This is a genomic window from Neptunomonas qingdaonensis (assembly GCF_900113275.1).
GTDB classification, from domain to species: domain Bacteria; phylum Pseudomonadota; class Gammaproteobacteria; order Pseudomonadales; family Balneatricaceae; genus Neptunomonas; species Neptunomonas qingdaonensis.
Map to the genome: position 1 here is coordinate 1 of NZ_FOOU01000019.1, position 18,934 is coordinate 18,934.

The following is an 18,934-nucleotide window of genomic DNA, read 5'->3' on the forward strand; positions in this document are numbered from 1 at the left end:
TACGTTGTTCATTTATAGTGTCCACTAACGAATAAGTGGACACTATCATGACGCCTGCCGCACCAGGCTCAAGATGGGTTTACCGGACGCTTACCCAACAGATAGGTTTCATCCATCACAAAGGAATGGAATCGTTCCTGCCAAAGATGACCGCGCCAACCTTCCCTAACATTAATGCGCCGTGTGTATTGTCGATGAGCTGCACGAAAGAAAACCGCCAGGCTATCTTCATGTTCGGGAACCACCACCAGATGTACGTGATTTGGCATCAGGCAATAAGCCCATACATCTATGCCTGCCTGCTTTTTAGCATTACTCAGCAGTGAAATGTAAGCCTGATAATCATCACCTATAAAAAAGGTTTCCTGGCGGCGGTTGCCACGCTGGGTAATATGGTGGGGGTAGTTTGGAATAACCACTCGAGCCATCCTGGCCATAGTTTTGCTCCTTGCATTCGATACATCCTTATCGAGTATAGCTTATCGCAACAGAACTGATGAATTAAGTAAACTGTCCCCGGAATAACTAAATTAACATAAACTGATGAATCAACTCATATAACGCTACGCAGCCGAATGCGATAAAGAGCACCCCGCTACCCCGATGAATCCAGCTGATCGGTACCCGCTGGAATAACGCCTGACCAACAATCACGCCAAGCAGCGTAGTGAGTGACAACGCCAACGTAGCGCCACTCCAGACCAGCCAGATGTTATTAACACTCGCCAGCGCCGCAACAGCCAACTGAGTTTTATCACCAAACTCCGCAACAAAGATCAGCAGGAAGACCGACACCAACAACTGCTTACCGACTTTAACGTTGTCATCACTCTCGGCTTCTGCATCGAAGCGTAGCGACTGAAAGCCAAAAACAAAAAACAGAACAGCCACCACCACCGCGACGATCCATCCAGGGATCCATTGCGATATCACGCCTCCAAAAAGCACACCCAACAGGTTAAGCACTGAAAATGCAGCCACTGCCCCAATAATAACCGGCCACGGCCGGTACCGGGCACTCAGAGTCATGGCGACTAGCTGGCTTTTATCGCCAAACTCAGCCAGGAAAACCAAAAATAAGGTTTGAAAAAAAGGGGTTATCACATCCAACAGAGATTGGCCTGTAGTCAATAATGGTCAGAATATTACGGGGACAGTTTACTTAATCCATCTTACTTTTTGGTCCGGTTTTTTGCCTTTACGTAAAATACGCTTTGTCTGCTGCTCTAGTTTATTCAAAAATCATCTGACGATTTACCGGGAATTAAGTAAACTGTCCCCGGAATCACCTGTCCCCGGAATCACGGAATCACCGGAATCACGCGCTAACCATTCTTTGTCAGTTTTTTTTACACCTTCTATTATTACTGTAAGAATTTTTTTACTATCCCCATGATAATATTGTTTTTTTTATTTATGGCGCGTTTATTGCTGTATTTTAAAATACAAATAATTCTTCGATTGGAGACACCACGCCATGCAGACTTTATTCCGCCACTTACTAATTTTCATGACCTCGATAGTGCTCTATATCCCCGCAGCACACTCAGCTGTTCTCTATGATCAGGATTTCGAAAACCCTACAGGCTTTAACAATGATGGCGCTGATGTCAATGTTTATAACAATGTGAACACTTTATACGGTAATCAACCACCGGGGTTCTCTTTTGCCCAGACTTTTACGGTGGAAACGCTTCTGATCACCGGAACGTCGGCGTTCGGAACTGGTTATTCTGACCCCACAGGCACCGGAGGTAACTATGCAATAGGCATGCTTTCAAATCGACAGGACGACAAGCTCGGCCTCTCCTTCGATGTCGGCACCAACGATTTTCTCAATATTAGTGTCGATTTATCCAGTATAGACCTCAGCGCCTTCGCAGGACCCTTCGTACCTCAAGGTGCAACACCTACATTTCGATTCACCCTATATGACAACCCTACTGGTGTTGCTGGCGTAAGCACCCCCACTGCCCTAAGTTTTCTCGAAGCGACCGCTACCGCATCCGCACCAAGTGTGTTCGACTGGACAAATTTCGTGTTGCCGCTCGATGCAACTGGTAACACTAATGGGAATGTGATTCTAGGTATCGATCTTCTGTCTGGTGGTTATGCATCCTTTGATAATCTTCTGATCGTGGCTTCAGATATATCGGGAAATGTTGGTAACAATGTACCCGAACCTGGCACCATAGCACTTTTTAGCTTGGGCTTGGCTGGGCTTACATTTGCGCGAAGAAAGAAAGCTTAGCAATTTCTGCTAACAAAAGCCCCGCCTATTGGCGGGGCTTTTTGTATATAGTGAATATCTCCTCGAGGTTAACACTAAGAAAAAGGCCGCCCCTTTCCTAGATGCTACCTAAGTATCAAAGTGGAAATGCGAATTACCACTAAAAAGAAAACCAGCAAAGTCATGCCAAACAGCCCCGCACTAATAACCTTTCTCTGACTTAGCGAAACGTATAGACTTTAATCGCTATTAGCAGCCTACAACTGGGGACTGACTGGATTAACATCCAATAATATTATTGGCAGAGTTTCTTCCGCTGAGGACTGCGTGTCATTTGAGAACACATGGGGTAACGCAACCTGTAACGATCTAGTAATGTACGCACCGCCCGAAAACGATGATCTGTAGCTCGTTCGGCCGCAGCAAGAACCTGTATTTGCAACTCAGGCTGCAGCTGCCTCCAGCCTATCAGCCCGGCTTCAAGTACAGTCAGATTAGCACTTAACTCCCAAGGCCCGAACTTAGCGGCTTGCGCTACTGCGGTTGAAAATTCCTGGTCAAACTCGCCTAAATACGCCTTCATCAGGCTTTTATTGGCCCAACTATACGGCCAATGAGGACGGTGCCCAATAGCAGACTCATGCAAGCTCAGCGCCTGCCGAATATTGCTTTCAAAATCAGCGGGCTCTTCTCTCGAAAGCAGCGCCCGATATAACAACAAACGGGCTTTTAGCTCATAATATTCGGCATTATCCGCGCTCCAGTCCAGCGACGTATCGATATTATCCGTCACCTTATCCAGCGCTGCTAACGTAACCGCCTCATCCGAAGACTGCCAACGCTCAATCGCATAACGGACCGGATACGCATTCATATCCGCTGCGGCCCAGCGAAAAGATTGATAAATCAACGGAATAGCCAGCAGGATAACAAGCATCGCCGCCATACGTGGGAGTGCGTTACTCAACGTTCTGTCCAGCAGCATCTTTACCAGAAAGAATCGTCTGCGGATTTTTATCAAACAGCAGTTCAGCACGCGCTGCGCCATACATCTGCTCGATTACATGACGCGCTTTAGACAAAAGAGGGGGGCGATGCTGCAGGTTATGCCCATCGGTAGCGATCACTGTCGCCCAATTATTTTCAAGGATTTCATGTGCACGCTGATGCGCCGGCATACCAAACTCACCGGTCACCGACATAGCAGTAATCTGGAATAAACAGCCCAGATCAACAAAAGGCAGGATCTTATCAGGATTGTGAATAATATCTTTATTACGCTCAGGGTGAGCAATCATCGGCAGAATATTACGCGCTAACAACCATTTAACTAACTTGTCACTACCCGGCGGAATATGGCTATGCGGCAACTCTAACAACACCACGTTATAACCATTCCAGATGCCGATAAAAGGCAGCTCATCAGCGGCGACAAGCTGCAACACTTCGGGGCTTAAACGCACCTCGCCCGCCAATGAAACAGCCAATGCAATCTCGGCCTCGGCCAACGCCTTTTTAAATGCGATAAAGTGCGGCTGCAAACCCGCAATGGAATTATCATATCGTCCCGGATGCACATGCGGCGTCAACACCGCATGGAGAATCCCATCAGCAACAGCCAGTCGCGCTAAACTAAGCGCCTCCGACAGATCAACTGCACCATCATCAACACCCGGTAACAGATGACAATGCAGATCAATCACGCTTTTTCGCTGCTATAACCGTAGACATCATAATAACCGGCATAATCCTCGCCGTAGTATTTAGCCCCTTTTTTAACATCCACCTGATTCAGCACCACACCAATCACAGGCGCATGTGCTTCCCGCAAACGCTTCAAGCCATTTTTCGCATGTTGATAAGAGGTTGAATCTGACTTAACAACGTAGATCATTGCACCCACCAGCGGCGCTAACACCAGCGCGTCACTCACGGATTGCGACGGTGCCGTATCAATAATGATGCGATCATAGCGACTCTCAAGCTGAGTTAACACATCCGCAAAACGCTTAGAAGAGAGCAACTCAGACGGGTTAGGTGGAATAATCCCCGCAGGCATCACATCAATATTACCCGCCTCGTAATGCTGAATACATTCATCAATAGCCGCCGCACCGGCCACCAAACTCGACAACCCAGGTGCTGCCCGATCAAGTCCTAATGCTTTTGCCACAGAAGGACGACGCAGATCCGCATCGATCAGCAACACTTTTTCCATCTGACCTGTGGCGAACGCCAAACCCAGCGCCAAAGAAGTTTTACCTTCACCCGGCAAAGTGGAGGTCACAGACACCACTTTATGCGGATTATCCAATGCCGACAAAATCAAACCGGTACGGATAGTGCGCAACGACTCAGCATAACTCGACTGCGGATCCTCCATAAACATAGCATAGCTCTGATGAGGCTTTTTCCGATTCCTGGGCAGCAACGGCAGCAAACCCAGCATCGCCATACCCAATTTAGTTTCAACTTCTGATGCGGTTTTAATCGTGTTATTTAATGCCTGCAAGACAAACGCAATCATCACACCAAACATCATACTAGCAACAAACGCCAGGACGACTAACAGCTTCTTCTTAGGCTTGGCCGGATACAGCGGCACAACTGCCGGATCTGATACGCGCGCATTCGCGGTTCTCAGGTCGCCGGTAGCCGTTGTCTCGTTAAAGCGCGTCAGGAAAGTATTAAAAACCGCACGCTTAGTTTCAACATCCAGCTCATACTCACTTAACTTATATTCTTTACGGCTCAGGCTCTGAATATTGCCTTTCGTACCTTCCAATGCAGATTTTAAAGAGTTCTCATTAGCCACAGCCACTTTGTAGTTTGTTTCTATACCATTGACAACAGACAAAATTTGATTATTCAAAGCGAATCGCGCATTGGCCAGCTCAGAATTAACCGCTTGCATGGTAGGATGTTTCGCGCCATAACGCTTAGCCAACTCAGAACGCTTCAGCTCAACCCGTGCATACGACTCTTTCATGCGCTGCACCAGCGGATGCTGCAATACCGTAGGCACTAACTCCAAACGCGACGGGTTATTCTTACCAATGGCGCGCACTTGCTGATACAGACTTTCTGCCTCCAGACGATCACGGCGGGCATCAACCAGCTTACCGGCCACCAGTTCAAGCTCTTGCCCGGCAATATTCAAGCCGCCTCTTTCACCAACAATCTGCTCTTTCTCGCGATATTCCTGCAAACGCTGCTCAGCCTTGGTCAGCTCGGTACGCAGGCCTTCCAACTGCCCACTCAACCAGGATGAGGCTTTCAAGGTCAGCTGTAACTTGGCATCCAGATTACTCTCGATATAACTCTCACCCAAGGTGTTAGCGATCAACGTGGCTAGCTCAGCATCGGAAGACTCATAGGTAATATTCACCAACTGAGTTTTTCTCAGCGGAGAAATAGTCAACCCTGCCATAAACTGATCGACGATACTACGGAACTTAGCGGCTTCGGTTTCTACCTGCGCTTCGGCAACGGGTAATTCAAACGGCAGCCATTCACGCCACTTAACTTCAAACGGCAACAATGATTTTTTCGGCTGATTAAAAACAGGATGATTAACCAGATCCAACTTTGTCACGACTTTTTCAGCCAGACTACGAGATTTCAGGATCCCAAATTGTGTTTCGAAATACTCTGATTTACCACCATCCAGCCCATAAACTTCTTCGATAGAGACAATATTAGCCTGCTGCGACTCAATCAGCAGCGTAGCGGTGGCACGATAGATAGGTGTGATTGAAGAAACCACCAGCGCGGTTAATAAGGTCACAATAAAGGCAAAGCCGATAATGCCCCACTTATGGCGCATTATGGTTTGCAAATACTGGCGCAAATCGATCACATCTTCTTGTGGCAGGCGATCAACCGTTCCCTGCTCTTTGTGAATATCCATGTTCTGTTTTAATTCTCTCTATATTAATTCTGTCTACGTTAGCTCTATGTGATTAGCGCATTGCCACTAGCAAAATGACTAACCAAGCAACTAGCAAAATGACTAGCTAAAAAAAGCTTTCTTCGATGTTGATAACATCACCCGGGGCAACCGGCGAACCCAACTTAGCCCTCACACTTTTATTATTGCTCGTGCTACCTTCATGAGAGATATAAAACTTGCTAGAAGACGCACGCTCAGTAAAACCACCGGCCAGCGACACAGCCCTCTGTAATGTCAGGCCTGGCTGATAGGGATAAGCTCCGGGTTTTTTCACGGCACCATCAATATAAAATTCACGATATTCCAGTACCGTGATATTGACGCTAGGGTTGACTAAATAACCATCCAATAACTGGTTCGTGATCAGCTCGCTCAATGCACCAATAGTCATCCCCTGAACCCGCAACTCACCCAAAAAAGGGTAGGAAATGGTGCCGGCATCACTCATCCTGACTTCAACGCTCAAATCATCCTCACCGAAAACCTGGATACCGAGTAAATCACCCGCCCCCAGACGATAATCAGAAAAACCATCACCGGCCACGGCAGGGCTATTATTAGAAGCACCAGCAGAAAAAGATAATTGGCTGACCGTAAGCAAAAACACGAAAACACAAAACCGATATAACATTTTTAACAAAACCTCTACGCTAACAGTAACATTAGAGCCACATTAATCCGAAGCACCAGCATTATTACTAGCAACAAAACCGCAAGAACTACTGATAAGACATAAACTCAGAGCGAACCCTGAAGCGACAGATATACACCATTATCATCGTATTCATACTCTGCCTGATTTGACGACCGTTCCGTATGGTAGACATCAAGCCCCAAGGTCATCCAACGACGCAGATCATAAGAAACACCTGCCGTAACGCTATTAGTATCATCTTCACGATTGGTCAGGTCATACGATCCATTAGTAAAAGCATAAGCCAAGGCCGTGTCGAGTTGATCATTCCAGGAATGATCCCAGTTAATACTCATGAAACGCGTATCAATATAGTCATCATTGCCATTAGACTCTTCCAGCTCCTGACCGGTGCGCAACACAAACGTAGAATAGGTACGTGGTGCCCAGCTAACCTCCGCTTCCCAGCTAAACTCGCCAGTATCATCTCTAGCGTCAGCAGAGAAGTTTTTCTTCGTATATCCGGCTTTGACCACACCCGTGGTTTTAGCAGTAGCATCCCAGGTAGCACCTACCAGGTACTTCCATTCGGTGCTATCCAGACTTGATGCGGCGGTTACATCGTTTTGATAATTGATGTCATCGCGGCGCACTTCAAACAGCAAGGAAGTTTTTGGCATCACACGATAGTAAAAGGTAACGCCGGTGCTTAAGATATCGTAGTCACGGGGCTCTGTCAGACTGCGAAAATTAGTGTAATCACGCACCGTATAAGAAAGCTTACCAACAATCCGCCCCTGAGCCTCATCTACCCCGTAGGTATAAGTAGCACCTACTATTTTTTGATTATATTTAATAGGCGCATCATTGATAGTGGCATTTGGACCCTCAGTGATAGTCCCCGTACCACGCGCTTCGTGCGCTTTAAGATATGCAGCCAGCAAGTCGAGCTTTTTACGCACATCAAAAATGATATTCGCATCTCCAAACAACTGCAGATCAGTATAGTTATCATCTTTACTACTATGGTAAACGCCACGACGCAGGTCAGCGGTCAATTTATAGGCATTCGCTCCATCCTCAGCAATAAACTGCACAACCGGATTAATCACCGTTACTGCTGAGCTTTTCTGATTCTCAGCAGTAAAAAAAATATTATCACTGTGACCTGTCCTCACCGTAAGTGTAGGCTCCATCGACACCGGCCCCAACGAAACAGACGCAGGTTCGATTGCATTAACAAACGTTGACGAAAGAACTAACGACGCAAAAACGCCACAACGAGCATGCTTAAGCTCCATGAAGAACCCCCCTAGAATCCATTAGATGCCATAACTACATTAATTGCAGATTATTGCAATGCAAAATTGTTTAGATTTTATCCGTTTAACGGGAAAATTAATAGTCCAAGAATTAACCAACAAGCACCGCCCAACAACTGCACCTAACGAAAAGGTTTTTTGTCGCCTAATGCATGCTAAAATGCGCGTCATTTTGAAATCAGATTGAAACCAGAACTAGGGCTCTTTTATCCAAGACCTCTACACATGAACTCTTTACGCTCTTCATTACAAGATAGGAAGCAAATGGATGTCTGCACTTACTAAAATTGTCATACCCGTCGCGGGGTTAGGTACCCGTGTTCTGCCAGCCAGCAAGTCAATTCCAAAGGAAATGCTGACCGTGGTCGACAAACCAGTGATTCAACACGTAGTTGAAGAAGCGATAAAAGCAGGCTTTAAAGAGATTATTCTGGTAACACGTAATGGCAAAGCATCTATAGAAGACCATTTTGACAAGCACTACGAACTTGAAGCCGAACTCGCGCGTAAAGGAAAAGAGACATTATTAAAAGCCGTGCGCGACATTTTACCTGCTGATGTTAGCATTTGTGCATTGCGCCAAAATCAACCACTCGGGCTGGGCCATGCGGTTTTATGTGCGGCGCCCGTCGTCGGCAATGATGATTTTGCGGTGATGCTACCCGATATGCTGATCCACAGCTCAATCGCAGGCCAATCTGACCTGACCGACATGGTCGCTGACTATCACAAAAGCGGCGCAGCTCAGATCATGGTAGAGGCGGTACCTATGCAACATGTTGAGCGTTATGGTGTGGTGGATTGCGCCGGAAAACCGCTTAGCCCTGGGCAAAGCCAACCCATCGTTGGCATGGTAGAAAAACCACCACAGGCACAAGCACCTTCCAATCAAGCGATTGTCGGTCGCTACATCCTACCGGCCCGTGTCATGGAACTGCTCAAGGACACCAAACCCGGTGCCGGCGGCGAGATCCAACTCACCGACGCCCTCGACCAACTGATTAGCGAAGCGCCGGTAAACGCCTACAGCATGCGCGGCAAAACCTACGATTGCGGTAACAAACTCGGTTACCTGCAGGCTAATGTTGTATTTGGTATGCATCATGAAGAAACCGCTGAAGAGTTCAAAGCGTTTCTTAACTCTTTATAAGTGCAGTTAACACTTAGACAACAAGCAGACAGCAAGCAGTTAACTGGCTAATATTTATTCAGAGGAGATGGAACCTTGAGCGTACACGATACACCGGCCTGGAAGGCTCTCGACGATCACGCAGCGACAATGAAGCAAACGCACCTGCGCGATCTATTTTTGGGCACTGAATCAACAAGCCGATTCGATACGCTCAGCGTCAGCCATCAACACCTGCTGCTCGACTTTTCCAAACAGCGCATTACGCAAACCACGCTGTCATTATTAAAAGCACTGGCGACAGATTGCCAGCTCGATGACTGGAAAGCGCGGTTATTCTCGGGTGATACCATCAACACCTCCGAAAACCGACCGGCCCTGCACACGGCACTGCGTCTGCCGGCGAACAGTGAATTACTGCTGGATGAACACAACATTGCAGAAGATGTTCACGTCAATTTGACACACATGGGCAGCATGGTAGAGCGCATCCACGCCGGGCAATGGCGTGGATACTCAGGCCTTCCCATCGACACCATCGTCAATATTGGTGTTGGCGGCTCAGATCTTGGCCCACTAATGGCCTGCAAAGCACTCACCGATGCACAGCCACCGGCAGGCCACCAGCTGAAAGTGCATTTTGTGTCTTCTATGGACGGCAGCCAGATCGCCGATTTGCTCGACCAGCTGTCACCGCAAACCACGTTATTTATCATTTCCTCCAAATCGTTCACCACCATCGATACGCTGTCCAACGCCAATACGGCACGCCAATGGCTCAAGTCAGCCAGCGATGTAAAAACAGAACTACTCAACCGCCGCCACTTTATCGGCGTATCGGCCAGCCAGGAAAAGATGAACCAATGGGGCATTCCGGAAAACAGCCAACTCAACTTTTGGGATTGGACCGGCGGGCGCTATTCCATGTGGTCTGCCATTGGCCTACCGATTGCGTTACGCATTGGCATGCCAGGCTTTAAAGCCATGCTCAGTGGCGCACACGCCATGGACGAACACTTCAAGACGGCTCCCTTTGAAGAAAACCTACCCGTACAGCTGGGCATGATCGGCGTCTGGAACATCAACTTCTTAGATATCCATGCACACGCGATTCTGCCCTACGATGGCCGTTTAAGCCATCTACCCGCCTATCTCGAACAGCTGGAGATGGAGAGCAACGGCAAAAGCGTGAGCCGCCAGGGAAAAACTATTGATTACCACACCTGCCCGATCCTCTGGGGCGAGATAGGCCCTAACGCGCAGCACGCTTTTTACCAGCTACTGCACCAAGGCACCGAATCAGTGATGTGTGATTTTATCGCGCCTGCCAGGCGCTATGAAGAATTAGACAACAGCGAGTTACAGCAGCAGCACCAGCTGTCGCTGGCAAACTGCCTGGCCCAGTCACGCTTACTAGCCTTGGGCGATGCCGCCATTGCCGGCAACGATGCTGCACCGATCCATAAACGCTATCGCGGCAACCAACCCAGCACTACCGTACTGATCGATGAACTAACCCCCTACTCCTTTGGCCAGCTAATCGCCTTATACGAGCATAAAGTGTTTGTCCAATCGGTGATCTGGGACATCAACCCGTTTGACCAATGGGGCGTCGAACTGGGCAAAAAAATGGCGACTGATCTTCTCAAACCTCTGTTAAAAGAGCAACCCACCACCGTAAAAGAGCGGCCGTTCGACAGCTCAACAGAAGGCCTTCTCAGCGCCATTCTTCAGAAACAAGAGCTGGCTAAGCAAGATCAGACACAGGCCAAAGAAAAGGGATCATCGTTATGAAAATCGCCATCTGGGGCCACGAACTCACCGCCTGGGCAACCGCCGCTTTACTCGCGCAATCCGGCAATGATATCTTTCTCGTTAACGACACACAGATCACCGACCCCGTTACACTCATGGGCAGCAGCATCCGCAATGAGCCAGGGCTTCAAGACCTGATCAACCAGCAGTTCGAAAAACAAAATCTGCAGTTTATCCACAGCGGCTCCGCTTCATTGCTCTCGACACATATCATCAGCATGAACCCGGCGGCTTTTGATCAAGCCCACCAGCTTGTCAGCGGCATAGCCCGGGTCCGTTCTGGTAAGCCCCTTTCTGCAGATCAACAGCCAGATAAGCTGCTGATCATTAACCAGAGCCATTTCGGTGTAGGCTCTACCGACAAGCTACAAGCACTACTGGATATCGACAAAGACCAGGTCGTGGTTTATCTGGCCGAGAACATCTCAGAAGGCGAAGCCCTGAAAAACATCCGCCAGCCTAAATCACTCACCTTTGGCAGCACCAACCAATGGGCCAGCATGATGACTCGCGCATTGCTACGACCTTTCAGCAGCCAGTTGGAACAACTACTGGTGATGACACCCAAAGAAGCCGAGTTTGCTAAGCTATCCATCACCGGCATGCTGGCGCTGCGCATAGGCTATATCAATGAGCTCGCCAACCTGGCAGAACAGCTGGATGTTGATATCGACGTCATCAAGCAGAGCCTTGGGGCCGACCCGCGTATCGGGCATCACTACCTGGCACCCGGATGTGGCTTTGGCGGTAATACTTTCTCGCAAACCACCAAAGGGCTGGCCAATCTGTTAACGGAAAAGCGCCAATCACATCTGCTGGATACCGTACTACAAGAAAACGAGAAACAGAAAGAGCAACCGTTTCGTAAGCTATGGCGGCATTATGAGTGTGATATTCACAAACTGAATATTACCCTGTGGGGCGTATCCTTTAAGCCCGGCTCTGCCGCACTGGACAGCGCACCCAGCCTAAAAATCATCAATGCCTTGCTTGCCCAACAAGCCAACATCCACATACACGACCCGGAAGCGCTGGAAAATATCGAAAAACTCTACGGCGGGCATCCACAAGTACACACCTACCGCGACAAGTATGAAGCACTTAACCAGTCAAACGCCCTGCTACTGCTGACCGAGTGGCCAGAATACGCATCGCCAGACTACGAACAGATGCTAGAACGTATGCAAGCCCCCCTTATCATCGACGGGCGCAACCTGTTAAGCAAAGAGCTGGCGCAAAGCATCGGCTTTACCTATTACGGCATTGGGCGATAAAGCGGAAAAAGCTCACACACAGCAACGCGATAGCGACGCCGACTAGGTTGGCGTAGCTATCCTCCATGCTATACACGCGCAACGGGCGAAACTCCCCCTGCAAGTATTCCAACAAGGGCGCCAAGCCAAACAGCACAGGCCAGAAATAGAACCAGCGCACATGTCGCAAGGCCCACCACGCAGTTAATGATAACCCCAGAAAGGCCAGCGCATGGCCGACTTTGTCGGAGTGGTGGAATAATTGTGGCGGTGGCGTCGGCCTGAAAATACCGTACGCCACACCAGCAACACACAAAAGAAATACACCCCAACGTAATCCGGTTTTAGCGCTGGCATTAAGCCAAACTTTAGACCCAGTCTTAACCATTCGGTATCCAGACGTGTGCGTCAGGCACAACCGATTGTAACTTTTTCACCAATGCCTCCTTCGCCTCGTCATCGCCATGCACCACTCTAATCTCTTTCGGTTTACGGTAGATACGTTTAATAAAGTTTACCAAATTCGCCTGGTCAGCATGCGCCGAATAACCGCTGATAGTAAACACACCGGCACGAATATCAATCCGCTCATTATCCAAAAACACATAACCACCACGCGGGCCGTAGGTCTGGATATCTCGCCCCGGCGTCCCCTGCGCCTGATACCCAACAAACAGCACCTCAGTACGTGAGTCCGGCAATAGCGCTTTGAGGTAGTTCATTATACGCCCTCCGGCGCACATACCACTGGCCGCAATCACGATGGATGGCCGACCGCTGGATTTAAGATGCTGAACCAGCTTTAGGTGATCGCCATGGCTTTCGATGGTAATTAGCTGCTCAAAAGAGAGCGGATGGCGACCAGACGCCAGTTTTTTACGTGCTTCGGCATCCCACAAATGACGCAGATCCCGATAATGCTGGGTAAATTTAGCCGCTAACGGAGAATCGACAATCACATCAATCGTTTCCCATGGGCTGCCCTTCCTAGAAAGATCATTTTTCTGGTTTTTACGCGCAGCCCGATGAATAATCTCTTCGATCTCGTACAGCAACTCCTGAGTACGGCCAATACTGAACGCCGGAATCAGTACCGTGCCGCGATCTTTTAAACAACGCTCAATGATAGATTTCAACAGCTTACGACGGGTACGCCGGCCTTCATGCAGTTTATCCCCATAGGTGCTTTCAATGACCACCACATCAGCTTTATAAGGCGGCTTAGGTGCCGGCAATAACGGCGCATAAGGTGCACCCAAATCACCAGAAAACAATACCCGCTCGCCCTGCGCATCAAACTCGACATACGCCGAGCCCATAATATGCCCGGCTACCCGAAAGCGCCCACGGGTTTGCGGCAAACCCTCGACGCTAAACCACGCATCATAAGGGATAGGCCTTAATAACTGCTGCAAGCGCTGCAATACTTTTGTGATCAGGTTTTTATCCCGCGACACGCCCACTTTGATGGCATCCTCGATGACCAGCGGCAACAAACGCGCCGTCGCTTCTGTCGCATAAATAGGCCCATCAAACCCGGCCGCCAGCAAAAACGGAATACGTCCAACGTGATCAATATGGCAGTGAGTCACCACCAGGGCTTTGATATCGTCCAGCGGAAAATCTATTTGCCTTTCGCCTAATTCCCTGCCTACCGATTCTGCCCCCTGAAACATGCCGCAATCGACCAATAACGCTTCGCCACTGGCCAATGTCATCTGATGACACGAACCGGTAACACCTTGTACCGCCCCATGATGTGTAATTGAAACCATATAACCTCCTTGTTTTTATCTATTTAGGGTCAGTGTAAAAACCCACAAAAAGATTTGACGGTTAGCGATGAATAGTCGACGATACGATTTAAAGCAACCATTATCAAGGATGATCAATGGCTCGCCTACCTCGTTTGTGTCTACCTGACATTCCACAGCATATTATTCAACGCAGGACTAACCGCCAGGCTTGTTTTGCCTCGAACGAAGATTATACGGCCTATGTGCACTTGCTGAATAATCCTATCAACGTACAGGTACTCTATGGGAAGGACGTTTTAAATCCTGTGTGGCTGAGGCAGAGGATTATCTATTGATGCGCCAGCGTTATATCGAATTGAACCCAGACCGCGCAGGAATAGTTGAGACACCCAATGACTATTCGTGGTCGAGCTATCAGGCTAACGGCCAGGGCAAGCCGATAAAGATGTGGACGCCTCATCAGGTTTATCAAGCGCTTGGTAAACCATTGAGTCCTCTCAAGCTTATAGGGCTCTTTTTATCGGGCCGCTTGAGAGCAATATGCTTACTCAGATAAGCGATGCATCCAACAAAGGGCTGGCGTTGGGAAATGACCGCTTTAAGGCAGAAATAGAGTCATTATCTGGTAGATGCGTCGCGCCCTTAAAAAGAGGCCCCAAGCCTAAAAAGGCGCAACAGTAGTTTTTACCCTGACCACAATATCATGACGACTTTATCATTTGAACAAGCAGCAAGCTCAGGAAATATCAAAGCGAGCTGTTCATCAAAGTTATCGTCTACGCTTTCTTGCGTTTTGACCAACCAATTCCAGCAAGAACAAGTCCAAAAAGAGCCAATGAAGCGGGTTCAGGGACAGTAGCTGCATTGCCGAATAGCTGTACTTCCGCAAGCTGCATGCTATTTGCGGCAAGCTCGTTTTTAACCGTAGGGAACAACAAAAGGTAACTGGTGTAGGCCACAGAATTAGTAAATGAGATAGTCTGTGAATTCCCGTCAACTAGAGCACTGCTGCCGCCAGCGTTACGCGAAGAAGGCAGGGAGAGCGCGCCAGCACTGATGATGTCGAAAAGTGAAAGATCGAAAGTTTCGTCGGGGCTTGCACTATCGATCAGTAAGTTGATGCCATATAACTCAAACGAGGCGGGGTCACGCTCCACTGCGTCATTAGCAACCCAGAACTGGATACTATCGACAATCGAACTACCGAAATCAGGACTAATGATGACACCAGCATTTGTTTTTGAAAAGTTGAGGTATTTTTGTCCGACGCCGTCAATTAAGTGATCCGGACTCTCACCACCCGGCCAATTGTTTACTGAAGCATCAGTGCCAGAAGTTCCAATCACGAAGTTTGTGCCGTCACTTTGGCCACCAAAAATCGGATCAGTAGATGCAATAATCGGCACCGCGTAGGCGTTGCAGACCGAGAGCGTCAGCACCAATCCAGTTAAGATTTTCTTTAAATTTCTCATTGGTTTGATTCCTTTACTTCTAGTAACCACATGAAATAGAATTTAATTATTATTTAAAGCAATAATAATGCCATCATAGCAAACCCCCTTATATTTCAAGGGGTAGGTATTTTCTACTCAAAAAAAATTGAGCAAGTGTAAAAAAACCTGACGCATTCAAGCCGACCTTCAATTCCTCAATCAAAGTAAAACTGCAAATTGGTTCACACCATTAGCCAGCGTATCACCAGATATTTAAAGAGAGTCAGCTTAGCGGTTGAGCATAGAAAGACTTTTTATGTGTGCTTCTTGTACAGCGTTGTTAACATAAGTATTTGACGCTTTTCTGGCTTGCTAACCTGCTTTAATTGTATTTACAGAATAAACGTTTTTTATGTAGCCCTAGATTACGATTTATCTCTGCTACATCAACCTCCGCAGCCCTATGCACTTTAGTTGCTACTTTTTTCCATCATTGATGTTTTTTTGCTTCTTTTAGCCCTTGAGCAATACTTTCATATACACTGGTCATGATTGTTCCCCAAAGCTGTTTTAACGAGTATTGTTACTAGCCTAGACAGAGAGTTTCTATCGAACTTTGTTAAATTTTCTTACTCAGATAAGCGTCGCATCCAACAGAGGACCAGCGTTGGGTCATGGCCGCTTTATGGCAGAAATAAAGTCATTATCTGGTAGACACGTCGCGCCCTTGAAAAGAGGCCCCAAGCCTAAAAAGACGCAACGGTAGTTTTTACAATGACCCTAATTATAGAGTCATATTAATCAACTATCAGTTATCACTCACTATAACCGTCAGGGTTAGTCGACTGCCAGCGCCAATGATCAGTGACCATACGCTCCAAATCAAACTCTGCTGACCAGCCCAGCGCTTCGGCGCTATGTGCAGGATCGGCATAACAGGCAGCAATATCACCGGCACGTCGCTCACTTATCTGATACGGCACATCACGGCCACTCGCCTGCGCAAACGCATTAACCACTTCTAATACGGAGTAACCGTTACCCGTACCCAGGTTATACGCCTGGCAGCCATGAGTAGCAGAAAGCGCATCCAATGCTTTCAAATGCCCAGCAGCCAGATCCACCACATGGATATAATCACGTACGCCCGTGCCATCAATAGTTGGGTAATCGCCACCGAACACATTCAGCTTATCCAGCCGGCCAATCGCCACCTGTGCAACAAAGGGCATTAAATTATTCGGGATACCGTTGGGGTCTTCACCAATCAAACCACTTTCATGTGCGCCTACCGGATTAAAATAACGTAAGATTGAGATCTGCCACTCAGGATCGGCCAGCGCAATATCGCGCAAAATATTCTCGATCATCAACTTAGACTGGCCATAAGGATTGGTCGCCGATAACGGAAAATCTTCCCTAATAGGCACACTAGCCGGGTCGCCATACACAGTCGCAGAAGAGCTAAACACAATACGCTTACAGCCGTGTTTGGCCATTACATCAAACAGGTTAATCGAGCCCGCCACATTGTTCTGGTAATACATCACAGGCTTAGCTACCGATTCACCCACGGCTTTAAGCCCGGCAAAATGAATCACCGCATCAATAGAATAATCGCTAAACACCTGCTTCAGCACTGCGCTATCAAGGATATCTCCCTCAATAAACACAGGGCGTTTACCGGTGATCGTCTCAATGCGGTTAAACACTTCAGGATGGCTGTTACAAAGGTTATCCACCACCACCACATCAAAGCCTGCTTGCAACAACAATACATCCGTATGGCTACCGATATAACCTGCACCACCTGTGACCAGAACCGCCATGTTCTTCTCCCGAACTGTCATTATTTATTTAGCGAATGTCATTATGCTTTGGTTAAGATAGAGTTCCACAAAAAACCCCGACATTGCGGGGTTCGTTATGCTTTTTTATATATTCTTCAGCAACCGCCTCTTAAGCTTTTACCCGCCCATAACGATCTTCAAAACGGACGATATCATCTTCACCCAGATAAGCACCGGACTGTACTTCTATCAGTTCCAAATTAACTTTTCCAGGATTTTCTAACGCATGCACCGCCGTAATCGGGATATAAACCGACTGGTTCTCGGTAATAAAGCTTTCGGTTTCGTTAATCGTTACCTTCGCCGTACCCGAGACCACAATCCAATGCTCTGCACGGTGATGATGCATCTGTACGGATAGCTTAGCGCCGGGCTTAACGGTGATGCGTTTAACCTGATATCGCTCGCCATTATCAATCGAATCGTACTTACCCCACGGACGATAGACCTCTCGATGCTGAAAATGCTCGGTGCGCTCAGAGGCTTTAATCTCGGCAACAATCGCTTTTACATCCTGAATTTTATCTTTATGCGCAACCATTAACGCATCTTTGGTATCGACAATAATCAAATTATCCACACCCAGGGTGGTAATTAAGCGATCATCCGACATCACCAGCGAATTACGTGTATCGTGGGCAATCACATCACCGGTCAGTACATTACCTTGTTCATCTTTCTGTTTAATATCCCAGAGTGCTGACCAACTACCCACATCGCTCCAACCAGCATCTAGTGGAACTACTACAACTGAAGCGTCACCTATACCAGCGCCACCGGCACTACTTAACGGCTCCATCACGGCATAATCGACTGATTCATCCGGGCAGGCTTTAAACGCCTCTGTATCTACACGGATAAAATCAAAATCAGCTGCCGTGGTTTGCATAGCCGCTTCACAAGCGCTCAGAATATCAGGGCGAAACTTACCCAATTCCTCTAAATAGCGATCTGCGCGGAACATAAACATACCACTGTTCCAGTAATACTCACCGGAGGCAACATAATCCTGTGCAGTTGCAGCATTGGGTTTTTCAACAAAAGCCGCGACTGGATAGCTTCCATCAGTAACATTGTCGCCACGCTTAATATAGCCATAACCGGTTTCGGCGCAGGTAGGCACGATACCAAAGGTGACAAAGCGGCCAGATTCAGCCAAAGGAGCAGCCACTGCTACAGCATCGCGAAAGGCTTGTTCGTTTTCGATTACATGATCAGCCGCCAAGACTAACAACGCCTCAGTGCCACGCCCTTTAGCCACCGCATCCAAGGCAGCCAATGCAATCGCAGGGGCTGTATTACGGCCAACAGGTTCAAGGAAAATAGAACAAGGCTGATTCATTTGGCGCATCTGCTCAGCCGCCAAAAAGCGGTGCTCTTCATTACAAATCACATTAACCGTTTTGACATCACCTAAGCGAGCCACGGTTTCCTGCAACATGGTTTTACCAGAGATTAATGGCAAAAACTGCTTTGGGTATTGCGTACGAGACATCGGCCATAAGCGTGTACCAGAGCCGCCAGATAGAACCACGGGAATCATAAAAACATCCTATTAT

General features: G+C 48.0%; 17 protein-coding genes. 5 read left to right on the plus strand and 12 right to left on the minus strand.

All coding sequences use genetic code 11. From position 1 onward, the window contains the following. Positions 1–68: 68 nt before the first annotated feature. On the minus strand, positions 69–437 hold the full coding sequence (locus BM099_RS18560) for a transposase (RefSeq protein ID WP_090730488.1): 369 nt from the start codon (positions 435–437) through the stop codon (positions 69–71). An 88-nt stretch (positions 438–525) separates the two neighbouring features. Then, on the minus strand, positions 526–1,131 hold the full coding sequence (locus BM099_RS18565) for a TMEM165/GDT1 family protein (RefSeq protein WP_232348821.1): 606 nt from the start codon (positions 1,129–1,131) through the stop codon (positions 526–528). A gap of 346 nt (positions 1,132–1,477) precedes the next feature. On the opposite strand from BM099_RS18565, the gene BM099_RS18570 reads away from it, so the two are divergent. Beyond that, a complete protein-coding gene (locus tag BM099_RS18570; RefSeq protein ID WP_090730490.1) occupies positions 1,478–2,251 on the plus strand; it encodes a PEP-CTERM sorting domain-containing protein in 774 nt (257 codons plus the stop codon). A gap of 274 nt (positions 2,252–2,525) precedes the next feature. On the opposite strand, the gene BM099_RS18575 is transcribed toward BM099_RS18570, so the two are convergent. The 5 genes from BM099_RS18575 to BM099_RS18595 form a co-directional block, all read right to left on the minus strand. Beyond that, positions 2,526–3,197, minus strand: a complete 672-nt coding sequence (locus BM099_RS18575; protein WP_143083804.1) for a hypothetical protein — start codon at positions 3,195–3,197, stop codon at positions 2,526–2,528. Continuing rightward, complete coding sequence (locus BM099_RS18580) at positions 3,190–3,933, minus strand: tyrosine-protein phosphatase (RefSeq protein ID WP_090730494.1); 744 nt, start codon at positions 3,931–3,933, stop codon at positions 3,190–3,192. The genes BM099_RS18575 and BM099_RS18580 overlap by 8 nt, the downstream gene beginning before the upstream one ends. Beyond that, on the minus strand, positions 3,930–6,140 hold the full coding sequence (locus tag BM099_RS18585; RefSeq protein WP_090730496.1) for a GumC family protein: 2,211 nt from the start codon (positions 6,138–6,140) through the stop codon (positions 3,930–3,932). Before BM099_RS18585 ends, BM099_RS18580 begins: the two co-directional genes overlap by 4 nt. 106 nt (positions 6,141–6,246) lie before the next feature. Then, a complete protein-coding gene (locus tag BM099_RS18590; protein WP_090730498.1) occupies positions 6,247–6,813 on the minus strand; it encodes a polysaccharide biosynthesis/export family protein in 567 nt (188 codons plus the stop codon). Between the two features lie 107 nt (positions 6,814–6,920). After that, positions 6,921–8,117, minus strand: coding sequence for an outer membrane beta-barrel protein (locus BM099_RS18595; protein ID WP_090730500.1), 1,197 nt, complete (start codon positions 8,115–8,117; stop codon positions 6,921–6,923). A gap of 289 nt (positions 8,118–8,406) precedes the next feature. Here BM099_RS18595 and galU point away from each other — a divergent pair, with 289 nt between their 5' ends. The 3 genes from galU to BM099_RS18610 all read left to right on the plus strand — a co-directional run bounded on the left by galU (position 8,407) and on the right by BM099_RS18610 (position 12,356). Continuing rightward, entirely contained in the window at positions 8,407–9,288 is an 882-nt protein-coding gene (galU, locus tag BM099_RS18600) for a UTP--glucose-1-phosphate uridylyltransferase GalU (protein ID WP_090730502.1), read from the plus strand. Between the two features lie 75 nt (positions 9,289–9,363). Then, positions 9,364–11,061 (plus strand): glucose-6-phosphate isomerase, encoded by a 1,698-nt coding sequence (gene pgi / locus BM099_RS18605; RefSeq protein WP_090730504.1) that lies wholly within the window; start codon positions 9,364–9,366, stop codon positions 11,059–11,061. Then, the gene (locus tag BM099_RS18610; RefSeq protein WP_090730507.1) at positions 11,058–12,356 is read left to right on the plus strand and encodes a nucleotide sugar dehydrogenase; all 1,299 of its coding nucleotides are present in this window, start codon (positions 11,058–11,060) and stop codon (positions 12,354–12,356) included. Before pgi ends, BM099_RS18610 begins: the two co-directional genes overlap by 4 nt. Here the strand turns inward: BM099_RS18610 and BM099_RS18615 are convergent. Further along, positions 12,331–12,723, minus strand: a complete 393-nt coding sequence (locus tag BM099_RS18615; RefSeq protein WP_090730509.1) for a VanZ family protein — start codon at positions 12,721–12,723, stop codon at positions 12,331–12,333. The two genes, BM099_RS18610 and BM099_RS18615, sit on opposite strands and share 26 nt — an antisense overlap. Next, a complete protein-coding gene (locus BM099_RS18620) occupies positions 12,716–14,110 on the minus strand; it encodes an MBL fold metallo-hydrolase (RefSeq protein ID WP_090730511.1) in 1,395 nt (464 codons plus the stop codon). Before BM099_RS18620 ends, BM099_RS18615 begins: the two co-directional genes overlap by 8 nt. Before the next feature lie 116 nt (positions 14,111–14,226). Here BM099_RS18620 and BM099_RS20745 point away from each other — a divergent pair, with 116 nt between their 5' ends. Then, positions 14,227–14,427, plus strand: a complete 201-nt coding sequence (locus tag BM099_RS20745) for a hypothetical protein (RefSeq protein ID WP_232348819.1) — start codon at positions 14,227–14,229, stop codon at positions 14,425–14,427. 441 nt (positions 14,428–14,868) lie between these two features. Here BM099_RS20745 and BM099_RS20590 read toward each other — a convergent pair whose 3' ends face one another. The 3 genes from BM099_RS20590 to BM099_RS18640 all read right to left on the minus strand — a co-directional run bounded on the left by BM099_RS20590 (position 14,869) and on the right by BM099_RS18640 (position 18,918). Continuing rightward, positions 14,869–15,564, minus strand: coding sequence for a PEP-CTERM sorting domain-containing protein (locus BM099_RS20590; RefSeq protein WP_090730513.1), 696 nt, complete (start codon positions 15,562–15,564; stop codon positions 14,869–14,871). A gap of 776 nt (positions 15,565–16,340) precedes the next feature. Further along, complete coding sequence (gene galE, locus BM099_RS18635; RefSeq protein ID WP_090730515.1) at positions 16,341–17,354, minus strand: UDP-glucose 4-epimerase GalE; 1,014 nt, start codon at positions 17,352–17,354, stop codon at positions 16,341–16,343. A 130-nt stretch (positions 17,355–17,484) separates the two neighbouring features. Beyond that, complete coding sequence (locus BM099_RS18640) at positions 17,485–18,918, minus strand: mannose-1-phosphate guanylyltransferase/mannose-6-phosphate isomerase (protein ID WP_090730517.1); 1,434 nt, start codon at positions 18,916–18,918, stop codon at positions 17,485–17,487. Between the last annotated feature and the right edge of the window lie 16 nt (positions 18,919–18,934).

What these genes read in the sequence shown, in the direction of transcription:
- BM099_RS18570 (WP_090730490.1), top strand. Translation starts at nt 1,478, where the DNA reads ATGCAGACTTTATTCCGCCACTTACTAATTTTCATGACCTCGATAGTG.
- BM099_RS18610 (WP_090730507.1), top strand. Translation starts at nt 11,058, where the DNA reads ATGAAAATCGCCATCTGGGGCCACGAACTCACCGCCTGGGCAACCGCC.
- BM099_RS18615 (WP_090730509.1), bottom strand. Translation starts at nt 12,723, where the DNA reads ATGGTTAAGACTGGGTCTAAAGTTTGGCTTAATGCCAGCGCTAAAACC.
- BM099_RS18640 (WP_090730517.1), bottom strand. Translation starts at nt 18,918, where the DNA reads ATGATTCCCGTGGTTCTATCTGGCGGCTCTGGTACACGCTTATGGCCG.
- BM099_RS18560 (WP_090730488.1), bottom strand. Translation starts at nt 437, where the DNA reads ATGGCCAGGATGGCTCGAGTGGTTATTCCAAACTACCCCCACCATATT.
- BM099_RS18585 (WP_090730496.1), bottom strand. Translation starts at nt 6,140, where the DNA reads ATGGATATTCACAAAGAGCAGGGAACGGTTGATCGCCTGCCACAAGAA.
- galU (WP_090730502.1), top strand. Translation starts at nt 8,407, where the DNA reads ATGTCTGCACTTACTAAAATTGTCATACCCGTCGCGGGGTTAGGTACC.
- BM099_RS18590 (WP_090730498.1), bottom strand. Translation starts at nt 6,813, where the DNA reads ATGTTATATCGGTTTTGTGTTTTCGTGTTTTTGCTTACGGTCAGCCAA.
- galE (WP_090730515.1), bottom strand. Translation starts at nt 17,354, where the DNA reads ATGGCGGTTCTGGTCACAGGTGGTGCAGGTTATATCGGTAGCCATACG.
- BM099_RS18620 (WP_090730511.1), bottom strand. Translation starts at nt 14,110, where the DNA reads ATGGTTTCAATTACACATCATGGGGCGGTACAAGGTGTTACCGGTTCG.
- BM099_RS20590 (WP_090730513.1), bottom strand. Translation starts at nt 15,564, where the DNA reads ATGAGAAATTTAAAGAAAATCTTAACTGGATTGGTGCTGACGCTCTCG.
- BM099_RS20745 (WP_232348819.1), top strand. Translation starts at nt 14,227, where the DNA reads ATGGCTCGCCTACCTCGTTTGTGTCTACCTGACATTCCACAGCATATT.
- BM099_RS18595 (WP_090730500.1), bottom strand. Translation starts at nt 8,117, where the DNA reads ATGGAGCTTAAGCATGCTCGTTGTGGCGTTTTTGCGTCGTTAGTTCTT.